The sequence below is a fragment of the Bacillus sp. 007/AIA-02/001 genome (genome assembly GCF_004634455.1).
GTDB classification, from domain to species: domain Bacteria; phylum Bacillota; class Bacilli; order Bacillales; family Bacillaceae_G; genus Bacillus_A; species Bacillus_A cereus.
Genome location: NZ_SEIY01000008.1, coordinates 78,478 through 94,632, shown reverse-complemented (window position 1 = coordinate 94,632; position 16,155 = coordinate 78,478). Strand labels below are relative to the sequence as shown.

The window sequence follows — 16,155 nt, the reverse complement described above, 5'->3', positions numbered from 1 at the left end:
AAAATATTCAGACACAATATAAGGTCTGAACACTTTTGGACTCGCTCTAACACCAAAATATCTGTGCTCCTTTTTAAAATATACTTAAATCCCATTCTTTTGCAATATGTTCTAACAACATAATTCCTGGTAAACTATTCCCATATTCATCAATGGCTGGTCCGTAAATACCAATACCACATCCATCTAGGAACGATAAATCCTTCCTAGATTTTGAGGGAACAAGTGTCATAATTCCGCCGGATACCCCACTCTTAGCTGGTAATCCAATGAAAGCAGCAAATTTTCCAGAAGCATTGTACATTCCACAAGTTAGCATTAAAGCTTTTGTTAACCTAGCTACTTCTTTAGGGAGCACTTGTTCTTTGCGAATAGGATGATATCCATCATGTGCTAGTATAAGCCCTATTAAGGCAATATCTTCTGTATTTATTTCAATCGAACATTGTTTTAAGTAAACCTCTAGTGTCTCCTCCACATCTGATTCTAGAAAACCATTCTCCTTTAAATAGTATGCTAATGCTCTATTACGATGAGCCGTTTCCCATTCTGATTGAAATACTATTTCATTAATAGCGGGACGCTTCTCTATCATTTTTTCAATTAATACGTATAGAGATTCTAATTTTTCTTGCACCGATGTCCCTGGCAAAAGTGAAGCTATCGTAATCGCTCCAGCATTGATCATAGGATTAAAAGGTTTTCCTGGTTTATGTATCTCTAAACGAATAATTGAATTAAAGGCATCTCCAGTTGGCTCTACGTCAACTCGTTCTAATACATAAGAAATACCGCGACTTAAACAAGCGGCTATAAAACCGATTACTTTTGATATACTTTGTAATGTGAAAGGTATCTCCCAATCTCCTGATTTTATCATTGTTCCATCTGGCTTTACTATACAAATACCTAACTGCGATACATTTATTTCCCCCAGAGCGGGAATATAACTGGCGCTTCGTCCCTTAGCTGCATACGCTCGATAATGAGCTACCCATTGATCTAAGCAAACTTTTTCTTGACCCTCAACTTGAACGCTAGAATCCTTTATCATTTAATCATATTCCCCCGTACTATTAACTTTATATAGAATGATTTTTTCTTTACTATAATCAATAATATTTGCACTAGAACCAAGAAAAATATTCAGACATATTGCAGTCTGAATATCCTTCTTATTACACACTTTTCTTTTTTGAAGTTTTCTCATAACTATCCCAACATTCAATATTTTCAAGTCCTTTAATGTTTTCTTTATAAAAAACAGGATCTTTACCAACTTTTTTCTGGTTTATATAATCTTGTAACGCCGCAAATGCTACTTTTGAAAGTAAGGTAATAGCAATTAAATTAATAATAACCATAAAGCCCATAAATAAGTCCGCTAAATCCCATACAATTTGAATCTTTGCAACAGAACCAAATACAATCATAGCCAACACACTTATTCTGTATATCATTAACCACACTTTACTTGTATGTAAGAAGCGAATATTTGTTTCGCCATAATAATAGTTGCCAATTAACGCACCAAATCCAAATAAAAAAACAAAGATAGCAAGACAACCCGATGCCCAAGGACCTATGTGTTCACTTAATGCTGCTTGTGTAAGTGCAATACCATTTAACCCCGGTTGTTTATATGCATCAGACAGCAAAATAATAAAGGCAGTGCTAGTACAAATGATCAGTGTATCCGTTAATACACCAAATGCTTGAATCAGTCCTTGTTTCACCGGATGACTTGTTGTTGCTGTTGCGGCAACGTTTGGTGCACTTCCCATACCAGCTTCATTTGAGAATAAACCGCGTTTAACTCCATTCATAAGTGCTGCACCAATTGAACCGCCTGCTATTTGTTTAAAACCAAATGCGTTTTGAACAATAAGAGAAAGAACTTCCGGCATTTTTGATATGTTGGTAACTACAACAAATAATGCAACTCCAATGTATAATACTGCTAAAAATACCACCTTGTATTCAGCCATTTTTGCAATACGTTGTACACCACCAAAAATAATCGCAGCGAAAGCAATGGCCATGATTATCCCAACTGTTAGACGATCTGTACCAAATGAGTTTTGAAAAGCAATTGTAACTGTATTTGATTGTACTGAATTGAATACAAGACCAAAAGTAATTGTGATTAAAATAGAGAATAATACTCCCATCCAACGTTTATTCAACCCTTTTTCCATATAATAGGATGGACCACCGCGGAAACCAGTTTTATCTTTTACTTTATATATCTGTGCTAATGTGCTTTCGACAAAACTGGAGGCCGAGCTAATAATAGAAATAATCCACATCCAAAATACAGCTCCAGGACCACCTAATGCAATTGCAATCGCAATTCCTGTGATATTCCCTGTTCCAACGCGGGCTGCCATACCAATACAAAACGCTTGAAAAGGAGAGATTTGATCTTTAGAACCACTTTTCCCCTCCATTAATACACGGACCATCTCTTTTAACATTCGAAACTGTACAAAATTCAATTTAAATGTAAAATAAATTCCGCAAATAACAAGCATAATAATTAACAATTTAGACCATAAAAAATCATTTGTTGATCCGACTAACTCTACAAAAAATCTTTCCATATTATCACTCCATACCAAAAATTTATCTATCATAATCTATATAAAATCACCTATATTCCTTGGCATAAATACCTCATTCATATTCAAATACAACAAGGATAAAAATTTTCTATATTAATAGAATTGGCCTGTTTAAACAAACATCGCAACACGCAACTGCGAAACTGAATTTTCTAAAAACTTACCATTTATACACACGATGCTCTATCCCCTTCTGCAAAACTAATATTCTTATCCACTAATGTTGTTGTACTATTATGTTTGTTTCGTTTACCGGTGATTTACATTTTAATCATAATAATCAATAGTGATTAACTGGTTTTTTGTTAATTTTCTTAAGAACATGGAAATATCTCCTTTCTTACTACTAATCTCAAAAATAGGCTAGGTAAAAATTTCACGAAAAATCTATAAAGCGCTTTCAATCTTTAACTAAGAGAAGTTTGTCTTTAATTTATAATTAAAAGTACAGAATGTTACGAAAAAGTACAGATTTTTATAAAAACAAAAAATTTTTTAAGATTTTTCATCTAAAAAAACAGTGAGATTTTGTGAATTTTATACAGTATCCAAACGTCGCAGATTTTGTTCTATCTATCCTTTGACAAGTCTCTATTTTCTTCATATAAACATGCATACTTTTTCTCTTTTAGAAGTTCATATAAATTATTTGAAATCAAGAATCGACGGAATATTATAGGAATATTAAAAAAATAAAACATTTAATTTATTTATGGTATCATACAAAAAACATTTGTTTTCTCAATTAATCCCCCTAGCTGGATTCGTCTATATTGCACATATTTACAACATGAAAGACACTAAGAAAAAAAGGATTTTGTTGAAGGGATGAAACATTACAAAACTCTTATTTAGGACCTTATGTCATCCTCTTTTCTAGCAATATCGAGTTATCCCAAAAAACGTATATTTACTAACATAACTTACAGGTGGTGTATTGTGAAAGAAATAGTATTTGTTCAAAATAAAAAAAGACTCCTTATGAAATTCGAATTTTTAAAAAAGGATTTAGTACTTACCATTTCACTGATACTAGCAATTGTCAGCTGCTTAATACATTCGCCAAAGATCGAATATATTAACTTTGAAGTGTTAATTAGCTTATTTAATCTGATGGTAGCCATTAAGGCCTTGGAACAGCTAAAGATATTAGACAAACTTGCCGTTGCGATTTTAAATAAATGCAATAACAGCAGGTCAATATCTATTATTCTAATTTTGTTATGCTTTATTTGCTCCATGTTTGTAACAAATGATGTCGCTCTCCTCACTTTTGTACCAATAACACTTGTCATTAGTAAAAAAACACAAATGAACATGATGGATACAATCATCCTGCAGACAATTGCGGCAAACATCGGTAGTAGCTTGATGCCTATGGGAAACCCACAAAATTTATACCTATATTCTTACTATGGAATTAAGCTCATCCCATTTTTAGGTTCAATCCTGCTTTTAGCTGTACTTGGAATTAGTTTGTTATTTATATTTACTCAAAAACTTCAAAAAACAGATTTGAAAATAGAACTACCTGTTATTACCGTGAAAAATCAAAAAAAAGCTACCGTCTGGATTTTGATACTTATTACTATCATTGCATCTATTTTTGGTGTTATTAATTATTACATTGCGCTAATAGTCACACTGATAGCAGCATTTACGTTAGATAGAAACTTACTATTTAAGATCGATTACTTTCTTCTAATAACCTTTGTCTGTTTTTTTATTTTTATCGGAAACATTTCCCATTCCGATGCACTGGGGACATTTGCTCGCGCTAATTTAAGAGGAGATACTTCAGTCTTCTTTAGTTCCATATTTTTGAGTCAATTGATTAGCAATTTTCCTACTTCAATTCTTCTATCAAACTTTACTTCTGATTGGAAAGCTTTATTACTAGGAGTAAATATTGGAGGGCTTGGAACAATTATCGCATCTTTAGCCAGTGTAATCTCCTATAAACTATTCATTCAGGCCAATGTTAAAGAGAGTAAGGCGTATTTAATTAAATTTAGCATTTACAACTTTGCATTTTTAATCATACTTACATGTATACAATACTTTATCTTTAAATTTCTAAAAATTTTTTAAAAAATTGATTCCTTTAGAAAAACCCAAATTTCTCAGCATTAAATTGAGAAATTTGGGTTTTAATATAGGTATGTTCACTATTTTGAGATGTTCCCAAAGCGAAACTCTTTTAGCTTTTACGTTATTTATTAGAATTCGGTTCATTTTTTATGCACTCAGTTATATAATAGATGACTGAATTTATAGGGTAATAACTTTCAATTAATAATAGAAAGTTATTACAATGTTATTTCATTTTTGAAGTCCTCTTCACAAAATCCTTAATGTCCCTCAAATTTTTCCCGCTAATATTATCTTTGATGGTTAAATTTAGTTCAATTTCTAATTTTGCAAATACTGCTCCTACACAATTATAGATACTTAATCCCTCTATACTCTTTCAAGCGGTAATCCATTCCGATGGAAATTACAAATGACAAAATTTATCCGTTTTTCCTACTTGCTAAATTCAGCAAGTAAAATGTTTTTAAAAACTTCTGGATTATTAAGGTTTAAACTGTTCGAATTGATAGCGAGTGTATGTTTACCTCCAAGCGTTCCACCAGCAAAAGTGGAAAACCCTGGAACGGCCCCCCTGTGTCCCCATACCGAGACACCGTTCGGAAGCTTAATTTCAAGTATTCCAAGACCATATCCGGTTCCCTCTCTATTTGTAGGAACTGTAGTAAGCATTTGTTTTAACTGCTGTTCCTTCAGTAATTTGCCACCTAGTAAGCAAGAGAAGAATTTGTTTAAGTCGTCAGCAGTAGAAATCATATCTCCATCCGAGCTACCTGGGTTAATATAAGTAACATCTTTTAGCTCACTCGCTCCGTCTAGTTGCAAATAGCCACGGGCATGCTTGGTGCCTGGAATCACGCTTGAATTACCAGGTAGAAATGTATTTGACAAATCAAGCGGTTCAATAATCCGATTTTCAACCTCTTCCGCATAGCTGTTTCCTGTTACTTTTTCAATAAGGATTCCTAGTATTACATATCCTGTATTTGAATAAGACCAACCCTTTCCTGGGGCAAAGTCTGGGGGAAGTGAAATCCCCATCTTTACAAATTCTTCAGCCGTATACGATTTTTTTATATCCGTAATATCAAAGTCTTTTGAATTTATATAGTCAGCAATACCACTTGTATGATTCAATATTTGCCGGATCGTAATCTGGTTACCATCATATCCGTTTCCTTGAATAACACCAGGTAACCATTTTTCAATGGAGTCGTCTAGATTCAAACGGTTCTCTCCAGATAATTGAAGTAGAACTGTTGCAATGAACGTTTTCGTCACACTGCCAATGCGAAAGCGAAAATCTGCTTGCATTGGTTTCTTAGTTTTCAGATCCGCTACCCCAGCACTATAACTCCAAGTTTTATCCCCCTTAGAAATTTTAGCGAGTATTCCTGGGTATCCAAGTTGCAGTTCATCTCGCATTGCTTTCTTAACGGAAGTACGATCGCTTTGCGTACTTGTTTGTAACGAACTAGATACATTTTGCGTAGATTCTGCTTTTACAACTGATGTTGGTGTTATGTATAACAGGGAACTTCCACCTATTAAAAGTGCTAGACTTGCACATGTAATTTTACTGCGTGTTTTCATAAAGAATTCCTCTCTTCTATTTAAATTGTATAGATAGTTGATAGCAGTGTCATATACGAGCCACACAGCTATCCATTCTCCCAATGATGAAAAGGCAACAATACATTTGCAATCATTGTACTCATTATTTTCACAAAACACTCTTGTTACTAATTGTTATATATATGCCATACTTATCCCCCCTTCACGCCTCCTTATATTTTTACCCTACACAATGAAAATCTCTTTTTCCTTACCTATCCCTTACAAATTCCTTACATTCAAAATTACTTGTACACTAGGGTTGAAGTAGCATCTGTGCCCGAAAACGCAAAAAAATAGATTACCTGCACACGAAAAAGTATAGTGCACAGGTAATCTATTTGTTTTTAAGATTAACAAAAACCTAATTTGTTTTTTGAATTCTTCCATCAATAACAGACTGAATTGGTTCTTTTGATTTTTTTATATAATCTACTAATGCTTCAAAATCAGTTGGTCCTGTTTCAGCATCTTTACCGTTTTTAAAGGATACAAATCCATCTCCCCCTGAAGCTAGAAATGCGTTAGCAACGACGCTGTAAGTTTTAGAAGGAATGATTTCTTCTCCATTTGTTAAGCGAATACTTGTTACTTTTTCTCCATTGGGCTTGTTCGCATCCCAAGTGTATTGGATCCCTGAAATTTGAAGCATTCTTGTTATGTCTTTTTGCCATTGTTGATTTAAAATATCACGAATGTCTTGACCTGTTAAATTTACTTTTATTAATTGATTTCCGAATGGTTGAATACCATATATCTCTCCCCATGTAATATCACCAGCATCTAAGTCATTACGAATACCACCAGGATTCATAAGTGCAATTTGGGATTGCATTGTTGTACGCTGGGCATCAGCAACTAAATTTCCAAGAGTAGATTCACCAGCCGTATTGAGTTTGCGATCTAGTGGCGCAATAGACTTACCTACAACTTCATTAACAAGAGGTGCGATTTTTGCTTGATATTTCTCCATCTTCTTCTTTATTTTTTTATCAGGCTCTATGCCTTCATGATAAGTTGTAACAATTTCTGCTTTTTTCTCAACAATATCTTGTGTTTTACGATCAATCTTTACATCAACATCAGCAAAAGCCATACCATATGAATTTGCTTGTACGACAAGTTTATTATTAACAGTTCCATTTACATAAGTGTGGCTATGGCCACCAAAAATAACATCGACTTCTGGATCAGTCTCATTTGCTAATCGGACGATATCACCATTTGTTACGCCGTTCCCATCTGTTATACCTCCGTTATGTGCAAGAACAACGATAGATTTAACGCCTAGTTTTTTTAATTGCTTTACGGATTTGTTAATAGCTTCAACTTCATCTGTAATTTCTACATTCTTTAGCATAGTAGGCATAACAAGGTTAGGAACATCCGTTGTTACGACTCCGATAAATCCAACAGGAACTCCTTGTACCTTTTTTATAGTGAATGGTGGTAAAAATAAACGACCGGTGGATTTATTATAGAAATTTGCAGCAACATATGGGAATTTTGCTCCTTTAAAATTCCCTGTTTTCTCATGGTATCCACCATAAATAAGGCGGTTCATTTCTTCAACACCTTCATCAAATTCATGATTCCCTATCGTTCCAACATCGAATTTCAAATCATTTAGAAATTCAATCGTAGGTTCGTCTTGTAATAATGCTGAAACAGGAGTACTTGCTCCAACAACATCTCCAGCATGTACCTTTAATGTATTCGGATTTTGTTTTTCACGATCACGTAAATAAGCCCCTAAGTACTCAATTCCCCCTGCATCTTTATTGTTAATTTTTTTTACAGTGTCTAGTTGCCCATGAAAATCGTTAATACCGAGCATTTGTACATCTATGTAGCGGTTTGATTCTGTACTTGCTTGGGCTGAAGGCATAGCAAATACACTAGTAAAAGTAACTGTACTTAATGCTAAAGCAACTGGAATGATTTTTTTCAACATAAAATTTCTCTCCCCTAATTAAAATCTGACATAATACGATGTTATTTTAATATATTAAGAGAATTATTTCCACAAAAATTCTATCAATTATAAAAATTAATAAGATTTCATTGTTTTCTGACAAGATATTTCTTCCTCAAAAAATGTATATTTCTTTGTTTTGAGAATTATTCAAAATATTATCTTGATAGTAATATAACAATACTTCTAAGAAATCTAAAAAACTCTAATCAATATATTTTAGCTGTTAAGAAGAGTATTCAATCCAAAATTAATGGAGATTTATCAACCTAACATCTCAATATCACCATTTAAAAAGATGCTCCTGGATTTATCCAAGAGCATCTTTTATAAAGCTTTATTTTTTACTTGTTTATAATTTATCAATTAACAATTATATAGTTGTAATCAGTCATTTAAAAATAATAGGAGTGCTTCATTAAATTCTTTGGCATGCGTTGCATTTAGCCCATGTGGACCACCCTTTATTAACGTTACTTTAGAATTAGGAATTGCTTCATGTGTTAATTTCCCACTATATTCAAATGGTACAGTTGCATCAGAATCACCGTGAATAATAAGAGTAGGTATATTAAACTTCTCCAAGTCTTTTCTAAAATCTGTCTTACTAAAGGCGGTAATACAATCAAGTGTTCCTTTAGGTGATGCACTGGCTGCAATATCCCAATTATATAAACGGAATGGCTCACTAACTAAATCTGTTCGATTACCAGCTGCGAAAAATCCCTTAGTAAATTCATCAAGAAATGCAAGGCGGTCATTAATCACACCACTTTTGAACGCTTCAATTGTTGTATCATCTAATGCCCCTTCAGGATGATCCTCTGATTTGTATAAATATGGAGGAACTGCTCCAGCAAAAACAGCCTTTTCAATACGATCTGTTCCATACGTACTAATATACCGGGCTACTTCGCCTCCACCCATAGAAAAACCAACAAGTGTGACATTTTGAAGCTCTAAATGTTCTAATAATTGATGTAAATCAGAAGTAAAGGTATCATATTCATACCCTTCCCACGGCTGAGATGATTTTCCAAAACCTCGACGATCATATGTTATAACTCTGTATCCAGCCTCAACAAGAGCGGGAACTTGATATTCCCAAGATTGACCACTTAACGGCCAACCATGAATGAGTACAACTGGTTTTCCTATGCCATGATCCTCATAATATATCTCAATTGGTGCTTGATTTTCGGTTCCTACAGTAATTTTTGCCATTTTCCTACCTCCTTTAATATATATCCTTTTCTTCAATAATCCGGATGAATCTCATAACCTATTTATGCACATTTATATTGTGAACGCTAAGTATGAAACTCTATTGTTCCGATGAATTCATTTTCTGTTTATGGAACGCTTCCCCATCTCATACTTTTTTCATCACGAAGTATTTGCTGAACATTTCTCCTATTCAATTGTAATAACAAAAGTAGGTGACTATCAATATCGTTCTATCTATAGAATGTATAGGTAAAACCAATTCATTTTATAGTGAAAATAACTATAGTTACCACCTATACAAACTATAGATAATTTAGAATTGATTAACGAATCAGTTTTCAAATACTATAAATTTGTATAGCGCTTCATGTTCCGTGAATGCTGCTATAACTCATAGTAACTGTCAGTTTAGTTACAAACTAATCGTAACAAACGAAGAAATTCAGGATAATATTCCACTGTTTAAAATTTCTTCGATTACTTAATTTTTAGGAGGAATACATAATGACTGATCTCTATTCTCGTATTAACAAAGATGATGCTGTTGTGCTTTTAGTAGATCATCAAACTGGTCTTATGTCCGGACTAGTACGTGACTATGGTGTTGATGAATTCAAGAACAATGTTTTAGCTCTTGCTCATACTGCTAAGTTTTTTGATTTACCAGTTATTTTAACAACAAGTTTCGAAAACGGGCCTAATGGACCTTTAATGCAAGAATTGGTTGATCTCTTTCCTCATGCACCAAAAATAGCTCGACCTGGACAAATTAACGCATGGGATAATGATGATTTTGTAAAAGCAATCGAAGAAACTGGAAAAAAACAACTTATCATCGCAGGCGTAGTTACGGACGTTTGTGTTGCTTTCCCGGCACTTTCCGCTATAAAAGCTGGATATGAAGTATTTGCTGTTACGGATGCTTCAGGAACTTTCAGTAAACAAGTTGCAGATGCTGCCAATACTCGTATGGCACATAGTGGTGTGCAACTTATGAACTGGTTTAGCGTAGCTTGCGAATTACAACGCGATTGGCGCAACGATGTCGAAGGTTTTGGCAATTTGCTTGCTAGCAATCTTCCAGGCTATCAAAATATAATTGGAAGCTATAGGGGAGCTCAGCGAGATCTTAGTAAACAAAATGCATAAAGTGAAACTTTAATCAGTGGGGGTTTTGTTCATCCCCCACTGATTATTAGTTGAACCAATCGGGCTTTTACAGGCAGTTGATCCCCCACCTAACTTCTTTGCTTCCGCTGAATTTTGAGGTGGGGGTCTTACTGCCCGTTAATGCGGGATAAATGTATCTCAAGGAAATAGCTTTAAATCACCTTTTTTAAAGTAGATAGTATGAATTTAGTGCTGATTAAATCAGCACTAAATTTAAATTAAAAAGTATAGCAGATCTCCAATTGACAGAATATACATCACTTTCAATAAACAATTAAAAAAGGAGCGTTTTATTATGAGTAATTTAGAATTGTTAAATCCGGAGAACAGCGCATTAATTTTGATTGATTTTCAACCTCAAATGACTTTTGGAGTTGCAAGTATTGATAGACAAACATTGATTAATAACGTTATGCTACTTGCTAAATCAGCAAAAACTTTTAACGTACCTACTATTCTTACTACAGTTGAGACACGCAGCTTTTCTGGTTATTTTTGGCCACAAATTCTTGATATATTCCCAAACCATGAAATTATAGAACGCAGTTCAATGAACTCTTGGGAAGATCCAAAATTTGTTGAAGCAGTTAAAGCAACAGGTAGAAAGAAATTAATATTTGCAGCACTTTGGACTGAAGTTTGCCTTGCATTCCCTGTGCTTGAAGCAATGAAAGCTGGCTATGAAGTGTATGCAGTTGATGATGCTTCAGGTGGTACTAGTCTGACAGCACATAACGCTGCTATGCGTCGTGTAGAACAAGCTGGTGCAATTCCAGTGACAGCAATTCAAGTTTTACTTGAATACCAACGTGACTGGGCACACAAAGACACTTATGATGCTGTAATGGAGATTGTAAAGGAACACACTGGTGCTTATGGTCAAGGAGTAGAATACGCATATACTATGGTGCACGGCGCGCTTCCAAGCAGGAAAATATGAAACAAGAAGGAGTAGCTGTCGAAGAGACTTATACAGGGAACACGATGGATGCTGCTGATCCAGTAACAACGATTGTTACATGGGAAATTCAACAAGGTAAAGAAAAACAGTTTGAAACATGGAGACATGAAATCGAAGCTGCCGCTACTAAATTCCCAGGGCATTTAGGTGTAAATCTAATAGTCCCAAATAACGAATCGAGAGAGTATACTGTTATTTTTCGCTTTGATACGTATGAGCATCTACGTGCTTGGCAAGAATCAGACATTCGCCGGGATTTGTTAAAAACGGCAGAACAATTTCAAGTTACTAATCCGAGTTACAAAACTGAAAGTAGTTTGGCTTATTGGTTTGTTACTCCGAAAACGCCAGTTCCACCGCCAAAATGGAAAATGTCTATCGTTACCCTTTTGGGTGTATGGCCTCTTAGCATGTTAGTTCCTAAAGTGATAGGACCTATTATAAAACATATGAATCCTATTATGTCGGCCTTTTTTGTTTCAGTATGTATAGTGTCCTTGCTATCATGGGTAGTCATGCCGATTTTCGGTAAATTATTTCATCCATGGTTACAAAATAATAGAAAGTAGACGAGGTGTGAACATGAATTTACCGGATATGATCTTATATAACGGAAAAATTACTACCCTTGACCCTTCTCAGCCTGAGGTATCTGCTATCGCCATAACTGATGGTTTAGTCACTGCAGTAGGTGGAGATGAGCTTCTTAATAGTGCCACGGAAAAAACAAAGAAAATAGACCTTAAAAGAAAGAGAGCTATTCCAGGCCTGAATGACTCTCATATACACGTTATTCGTGGTGGTCTGCATTATAATATGGAATTACGTTGGGAAGGCGTGCCATCACTTTTTATTGCTCTAGAAATGCTCAAAGAACAGGCAAGGCGTACACCTGCTCCTCAGTGGGTAAGGGTAGTTGGAGGTTGGTCTGAATTTCAATTTAAAGAGAGACGGTTGCCAACTTTGGAAGAAATTAATGCCGTTTCTGAAGACACTCCTGTATTTGTGCTACATCTTTACGATAGAGCACTTGTAAATCGTGCTGGGCTGCATGCACTGGGATATACAAAAGATACACCAGACCCTCCAGGCTGCTTAATTGAGCGGGATAAACGAGGTAATCCAACGGGCCTTTTAATTGCGAATCCTAACGCTTCTATTCTTTATTCAAGTTTGGGTAAAGCACCAGCACTTAATTTTGACGACCAGATTAATTCAACTCGCCATTTTATGCGCGAATTAAATAGATTAGGTATTACAAGTGCTATTGACGCAGGTGGTGGATTCCAAAATTATCCTGATGATTACAAAGTTGTTGAACATTTAGCCGAGAAGGAACAATTAACTTTGCGTATTGCTTATAATCTATTTACGCAGAATCCAAATCATGAATATGAAGACTTTGCTTCATGGGCAAAAATTGTTTCTCCAGGTCAAGGAACTGATAAGTATAAAATGAATGGTGCCGGAGAGATGTTAGTATTCTCAGCAGCCGATTTTGAAAAATTTCAAATGCCACGGCCTGAACTAGCTACGATGATGGAAGCTGACTTAAAGAAAGTAATTTCTCTATTGGTGGAAAACCGTTGGCCCTTCCGTTTACATGCAACTTATGATGAGTCAATCACACGTTTCTTAAATGTATTCGAGGAAGTTAACAGTGAAATTCCTTTTAATGGTCTACGATGGTGGTTTGATCATGCAGAAACAATCTCAGATCGTAGCATGGAACGTGTTAAGGCTTTAAATGGCGGTATTGCCATCCAAGACCGCATGGCTTTTCAAGGTGAATACTTTGTTGATTTATACGGAAAGGAAGCTGCAAAGCGTACTCCTCCGATTTATCGTATGTTAGACCTTGGTATACCTGTTGGCGCCGGTAGTGATGCAACTAGAGTTTCCAGCTATAACCCTTGGGTCGCTCTTTATTGGATGGTTGCCGGAAAAACCATTGGTGGACTTTCGATATACGATGAAAAAAATAAACTGGATAGAAAAGTAGCCCTGGAATTATATTCAAAAGGAAGTGCGTGGTTCTCTGGTGATGAAGGTAAAAAAGGAACCCTTGCAGTAGGTCAGTTTGCTGATCTTGCTGTATTGTCTGCTGACTACTTTACTGTGCCAGAAGAAGAAATCAAAAACCTTGAATCATTACTCACAATTATGGGCGGACAGGTTGTGTATGGAAATGATGAATTTAAAAATTTATCACCTGAATTGCCGCCAGCATCACCTGACTGGTCACCGACGGGCGTTTATGGTTATGGCGGTGCTAACCTAGCGAACACTATACTTTCTCACGATGCCCATGATAACAAGTTACATGGTTGCAGTAACCCTCTCCATCAACACACTCATACCGTAATAGGAAAAGATGGAACTAAATGGGGTATTGGTTGTACTTGCTTTGCTTTCTAAATCAAAACCACCGGTATAATGCCGGTGGTTTTCTTTCTGCAATAAGGATATGTAGATTCGAAATAGCATTGTATATCTCTATTGGAATCTATTACTATTTAATAGGACAAAAGAGTTGATAGCTTAAACTTGATTTGTTTTTTACATCCTTCTCTCCTTGCAAAGCCTACCCCTTTCCCTTAAGTAAAAGTCAAAAATCGATCACACCACACATATAAAGCCACTGCCCTTTGACTTTAATATTTGCTTTATCTTAAGACTTATAGATTTTTTCAAATTTCACACTAGAATCATTATTATTTCTATTACACTGATACTTTTTGCGAATCATTTAACTTCTGCATAAAGATGCGTGCAGCAAAACTTAAAAATTTATCATCAAAGTGAATAAGATTAATATCTTGACTTGGTGTTGGATCAGTAATACGAACTATGCTCAAAGTATCATTATTAACAAAGTTAACCAGTGAACAAGGTATTATGGCAACCCCATGTCCATTGTATACAAGGCTCAATAGAGAAATAGAAGATTTTGTTTCTATATTTGCTTCAGATAAAGATAACCCTAAACTCTCACAATATATTTTAATAGATTCACGACAACTACATGAAACCATTATTCTACTCAGCCCTACTAATTCTCGAAAAGAAACAAATGATTTTTCATTCAAAGGATGATTTTTTGGAATGACAAGGACGAGCTCTTCACTATACAAAAGGGTGTTTGTTAATGTGTCTGGAATTTGAGCACTACGTGTAATCCCAAAATCAATATTTTTGTCAACGATTTGATTTACGGCAACTTCGGATTCTACAATTTTCACTACGATGTTGGGATAATGTTGTTGAAACTTCATAATATAAGGTGTTAAATAAGTAAGGTCCTCTAATAGACCTCCTATAGTAATCACACCTCTTTTTACACCCTTTAATTCAAAAATTTCATTATAAACGTCATCAAATTGTTGCATGATAAATTTTCCTTTATCAAATAGCAGCTTACCCGCTTCTGTCATTTTGATACCTCTTCCAACTCGATGAAACAAAGGTGTATCAAGTTCACCTTCTAACACACGTATTTGTTGACTTAAAGTCGGCTGTGAAATACCTAGAACTTCCGCAGCTTTAGTAAAACTATTATTATTACAAACTTGAATAAAATACTCTAAATGACGTAACTCCATTCTTGATACCCACTCTCCGCTTTATGAAAGATTTATAATGAAAAGGACGATATGTATACGTGAACATAACAACTTTATTTCCTACTATATTAATTGCAATTACATAATTTCTTTATTTTGTACTACAATACATTTACTACTATTTATTAATTTTCCCTCCTATTTATTTAATTTATATTTAATTAGGATATTACTAAACAGAAATAACATCTAAAAACTTACACTTTCTGTGCGTAATATCCTAACTTTTTCAACTGTTTACTTATCATTTTTTCTCAATATAGTCCAAACTACCAAATATTTGCCGAATCCCCTCTCTATGCTGTGGAAAAATTAGTGTCACCAATTCAATACCTTCTGAAATAATTGATGCATACGTGATACAAAAACTTACAAGTAATATTTTGTCCTCAATTTTTTTATAGGCCGATCAGCTTTACTGTATAGTAGCTCAAGCACTGCAAATTCAGTTGCATTAAGTCCATAAATTTTTAGATCCTTTTCATACGTTTAGTGATTGGCTGTAATTCCCTTGATAATATAACAAATAACTTTAAAGATAAGCTCTCATAATTACCAATCCTTTACAAGTTATCTTGAATTCGAGATTTATTATATTATCGTCGAAATATTATGTCAATAATTCATTTTAGCGTTATCAAGCCACTTATAATTTATTTCTCAACATAAGACATATAGAATCGTTAGAAAATAACTGTTAATATATAGATATCTCAATTACGTTATTTTTTAGAGGGCTTGTTGTCTAGCGCAAGCTCTCTTTTTTCATAGTCTAAATGGAATTCGGACACATTTTATATGGTGAGTTTTGCCCTCTTTTAGCGATAGAGACAAAAAATCTGGTTGTGATGTAAAAACTTCAAAATAACC

General features: G+C 34.6%; 11 protein-coding genes and 1 pseudogene. 5 read left to right on the top strand and 7 right to left on the bottom strand.

Annotation, left to right across the window (positions count from 1 at the left end; translation table 11 throughout):
- Nucleotides 1-73 precede the first annotated feature (73 nt).
- Both glsA and ES895_RS17055 read right to left on the bottom strand, forming a co-directional pair.
- Nucleotides 74-1,054, bottom strand: a complete 981-nt coding sequence (gene glsA / locus ES895_RS17060; protein WP_065703743.1) for a glutaminase GlsA — start codon at nucleotides 1,052-1,054, stop codon at nucleotides 74-76.
- A 124-nt stretch (nucleotides 1,055-1,178) separates the two neighbouring features.
- Nucleotides 1,179-2,603 (bottom strand): alanine/glycine:cation symporter family protein, encoded by a 1,425-nt coding sequence (locus ES895_RS17055; RefSeq protein ID WP_135238513.1) that lies wholly within the window; start codon nucleotides 2,601-2,603, stop codon nucleotides 1,179-1,181.
- Nucleotides 2,604-3,563: 960 nt separating this feature from the next.
- Here ES895_RS17055 and ES895_RS17050 point away from each other — a divergent pair.
- Nucleotides 3,564-4,715 carry an anion transporter gene (locus ES895_RS17050; protein WP_000659281.1) on the top strand — a complete coding sequence of 384 codons (1,152 nt, stop codon included), beginning with the start codon at nucleotides 3,564-3,566 and terminating at the stop codon, nucleotides 4,713-4,715.
- Between the two features lie 435 nt (nucleotides 4,716-5,150).
- On the opposite strand, the gene ES895_RS17040 is transcribed toward ES895_RS17050, so the two are convergent.
- From ES895_RS17040 to ES895_RS17030, 3 genes are all read right to left on the bottom strand, one after another.
- Nucleotides 5,151-6,308 (bottom strand): serine hydrolase domain-containing protein, encoded by a 1,158-nt coding sequence (locus ES895_RS17040; RefSeq protein ID WP_070756674.1) that lies wholly within the window; start codon nucleotides 6,306-6,308, stop codon nucleotides 5,151-5,153.
- A 385-nt stretch (nucleotides 6,309-6,693) separates the two neighbouring features.
- Complete coding sequence (locus ES895_RS17035) at nucleotides 6,694-8,283, bottom strand: bifunctional metallophosphatase/5'-nucleotidase (RefSeq protein ID WP_000913793.1); 1,590 nt, start codon at nucleotides 8,281-8,283, stop codon at nucleotides 6,694-6,696.
- A gap of 408 nt (nucleotides 8,284-8,691) precedes the next feature.
- Nucleotides 8,692-9,528, bottom strand: a complete 837-nt coding sequence (locus tag ES895_RS17030) for a bromoperoxidase (RefSeq protein WP_097813984.1) — start codon at nucleotides 9,526-9,528, stop codon at nucleotides 8,692-8,694.
- A 507-nt stretch (nucleotides 9,529-10,035) separates the two neighbouring features.
- Between ES895_RS17030 and ycaC the strand changes: the two genes are divergently transcribed.
- From ycaC to ES895_RS17010, 4 genes are all read left to right on the top strand, one after another.
- Complete coding sequence (ycaC, locus tag ES895_RS17025) at nucleotides 10,036-10,680, top strand: isochorismate family cysteine hydrolase YcaC (RefSeq protein WP_000131214.1); 645 nt, start codon at nucleotides 10,036-10,038, stop codon at nucleotides 10,678-10,680.
- A gap of 316 nt (nucleotides 10,681-10,996) precedes the next feature.
- A complete protein-coding gene (locus tag ES895_RS17020) occupies nucleotides 10,997-11,641 on the top strand; it encodes a hydrolase (RefSeq protein WP_000067163.1) in 645 nt (214 codons plus the stop codon).
- Nucleotides 11,638-12,231: an antibiotic biosynthesis monooxygenase gene (locus ES895_RS17015; protein ID WP_000806851.1), complete on the top strand. Its 594-nt coding sequence runs from the start codon at nucleotides 11,638-11,640 to the stop codon at nucleotides 12,229-12,231. The genes ES895_RS17020 and ES895_RS17015 overlap by 4 nt, the downstream gene beginning before the upstream one ends.
- A 13-nt stretch (nucleotides 12,232-12,244) precedes the next feature.
- On the top strand, nucleotides 12,245-14,080 hold the full coding sequence (locus ES895_RS17010) for an amidohydrolase (RefSeq protein WP_135238512.1): 1,836 nt from the start codon (nucleotides 12,245-12,247) through the stop codon (nucleotides 14,078-14,080).
- 305 nt (nucleotides 14,081-14,385) lie between these two features.
- Here the strand turns inward: ES895_RS17010 and ES895_RS17005 are convergent, their stop codons facing one another.
- Together ES895_RS17005 and ES895_RS30115 are read right to left on the bottom strand one after the other, a co-directional pair.
- Nucleotides 14,386-15,264 carry a LysR family transcriptional regulator gene (locus ES895_RS17005; RefSeq protein WP_135238511.1) on the bottom strand — a complete coding sequence of 293 codons (879 nt, stop codon included), beginning with the start codon at nucleotides 15,262-15,264 and terminating at the stop codon, nucleotides 14,386-14,388.
- 218 nt (nucleotides 15,265-15,482) lie between these two features.
- Nucleotides 15,483-15,845, bottom strand: a pseudogene (locus tag ES895_RS30115) (MarR family transcriptional regulator).
- Between the last annotated feature and the right edge of the window lie 310 nt (nucleotides 15,846-16,155).

Excerpts from the sequence above, each read along its gene's own strand:
- glsA (WP_065703743.1), bottom strand. The coding sequence starts at position 1,054 with ATGATAAAGGATTCTAGCGTTCAAGTTGAGGGTCAAGAAAAAGTTTGC.
- ES895_RS17055 (WP_135238513.1), bottom strand. The coding sequence starts at position 2,603 with ATGGAAAGATTTTTTGTAGAGTTAGTCGGATCAACAAATGATTTTTTA.
- ES895_RS17040 (WP_070756674.1), bottom strand. The coding sequence starts at position 6,308 with ATGAAAACACGCAGTAAAATTACATGTGCAAGTCTAGCACTTTTAATA.
- ES895_RS17035 (WP_000913793.1), bottom strand. The coding sequence starts at position 8,283 with ATGTTGAAAAAAATCATTCCAGTTGCTTTAGCATTAAGTACAGTTACT.
- ES895_RS17030 (WP_097813984.1), bottom strand. The coding sequence starts at position 9,528 with ATGGCAAAAATTACTGTAGGAACCGAAAATCAAGCACCAATTGAGATA.
- ycaC (WP_000131214.1), top strand. The coding sequence starts at position 10,036 with ATGACTGATCTCTATTCTCGTATTAACAAAGATGATGCTGTTGTGCTT.
- ES895_RS17020 (WP_000067163.1), top strand. The coding sequence starts at position 10,997 with ATGAGTAATTTAGAATTGTTAAATCCGGAGAACAGCGCATTAATTTTG.
- ES895_RS17015 (WP_000806851.1), top strand. The coding sequence starts at position 11,638 with ATGAAACAAGAAGGAGTAGCTGTCGAAGAGACTTATACAGGGAACACG.
- ES895_RS17010 (WP_135238512.1), top strand. The coding sequence starts at position 12,245 with ATGAATTTACCGGATATGATCTTATATAACGGAAAAATTACTACCCTT.
- ES895_RS17005 (WP_135238511.1), bottom strand. The coding sequence starts at position 15,264 with ATGGAGTTACGTCATTTAGAGTATTTTATTCAAGTTTGTAATAATAAT.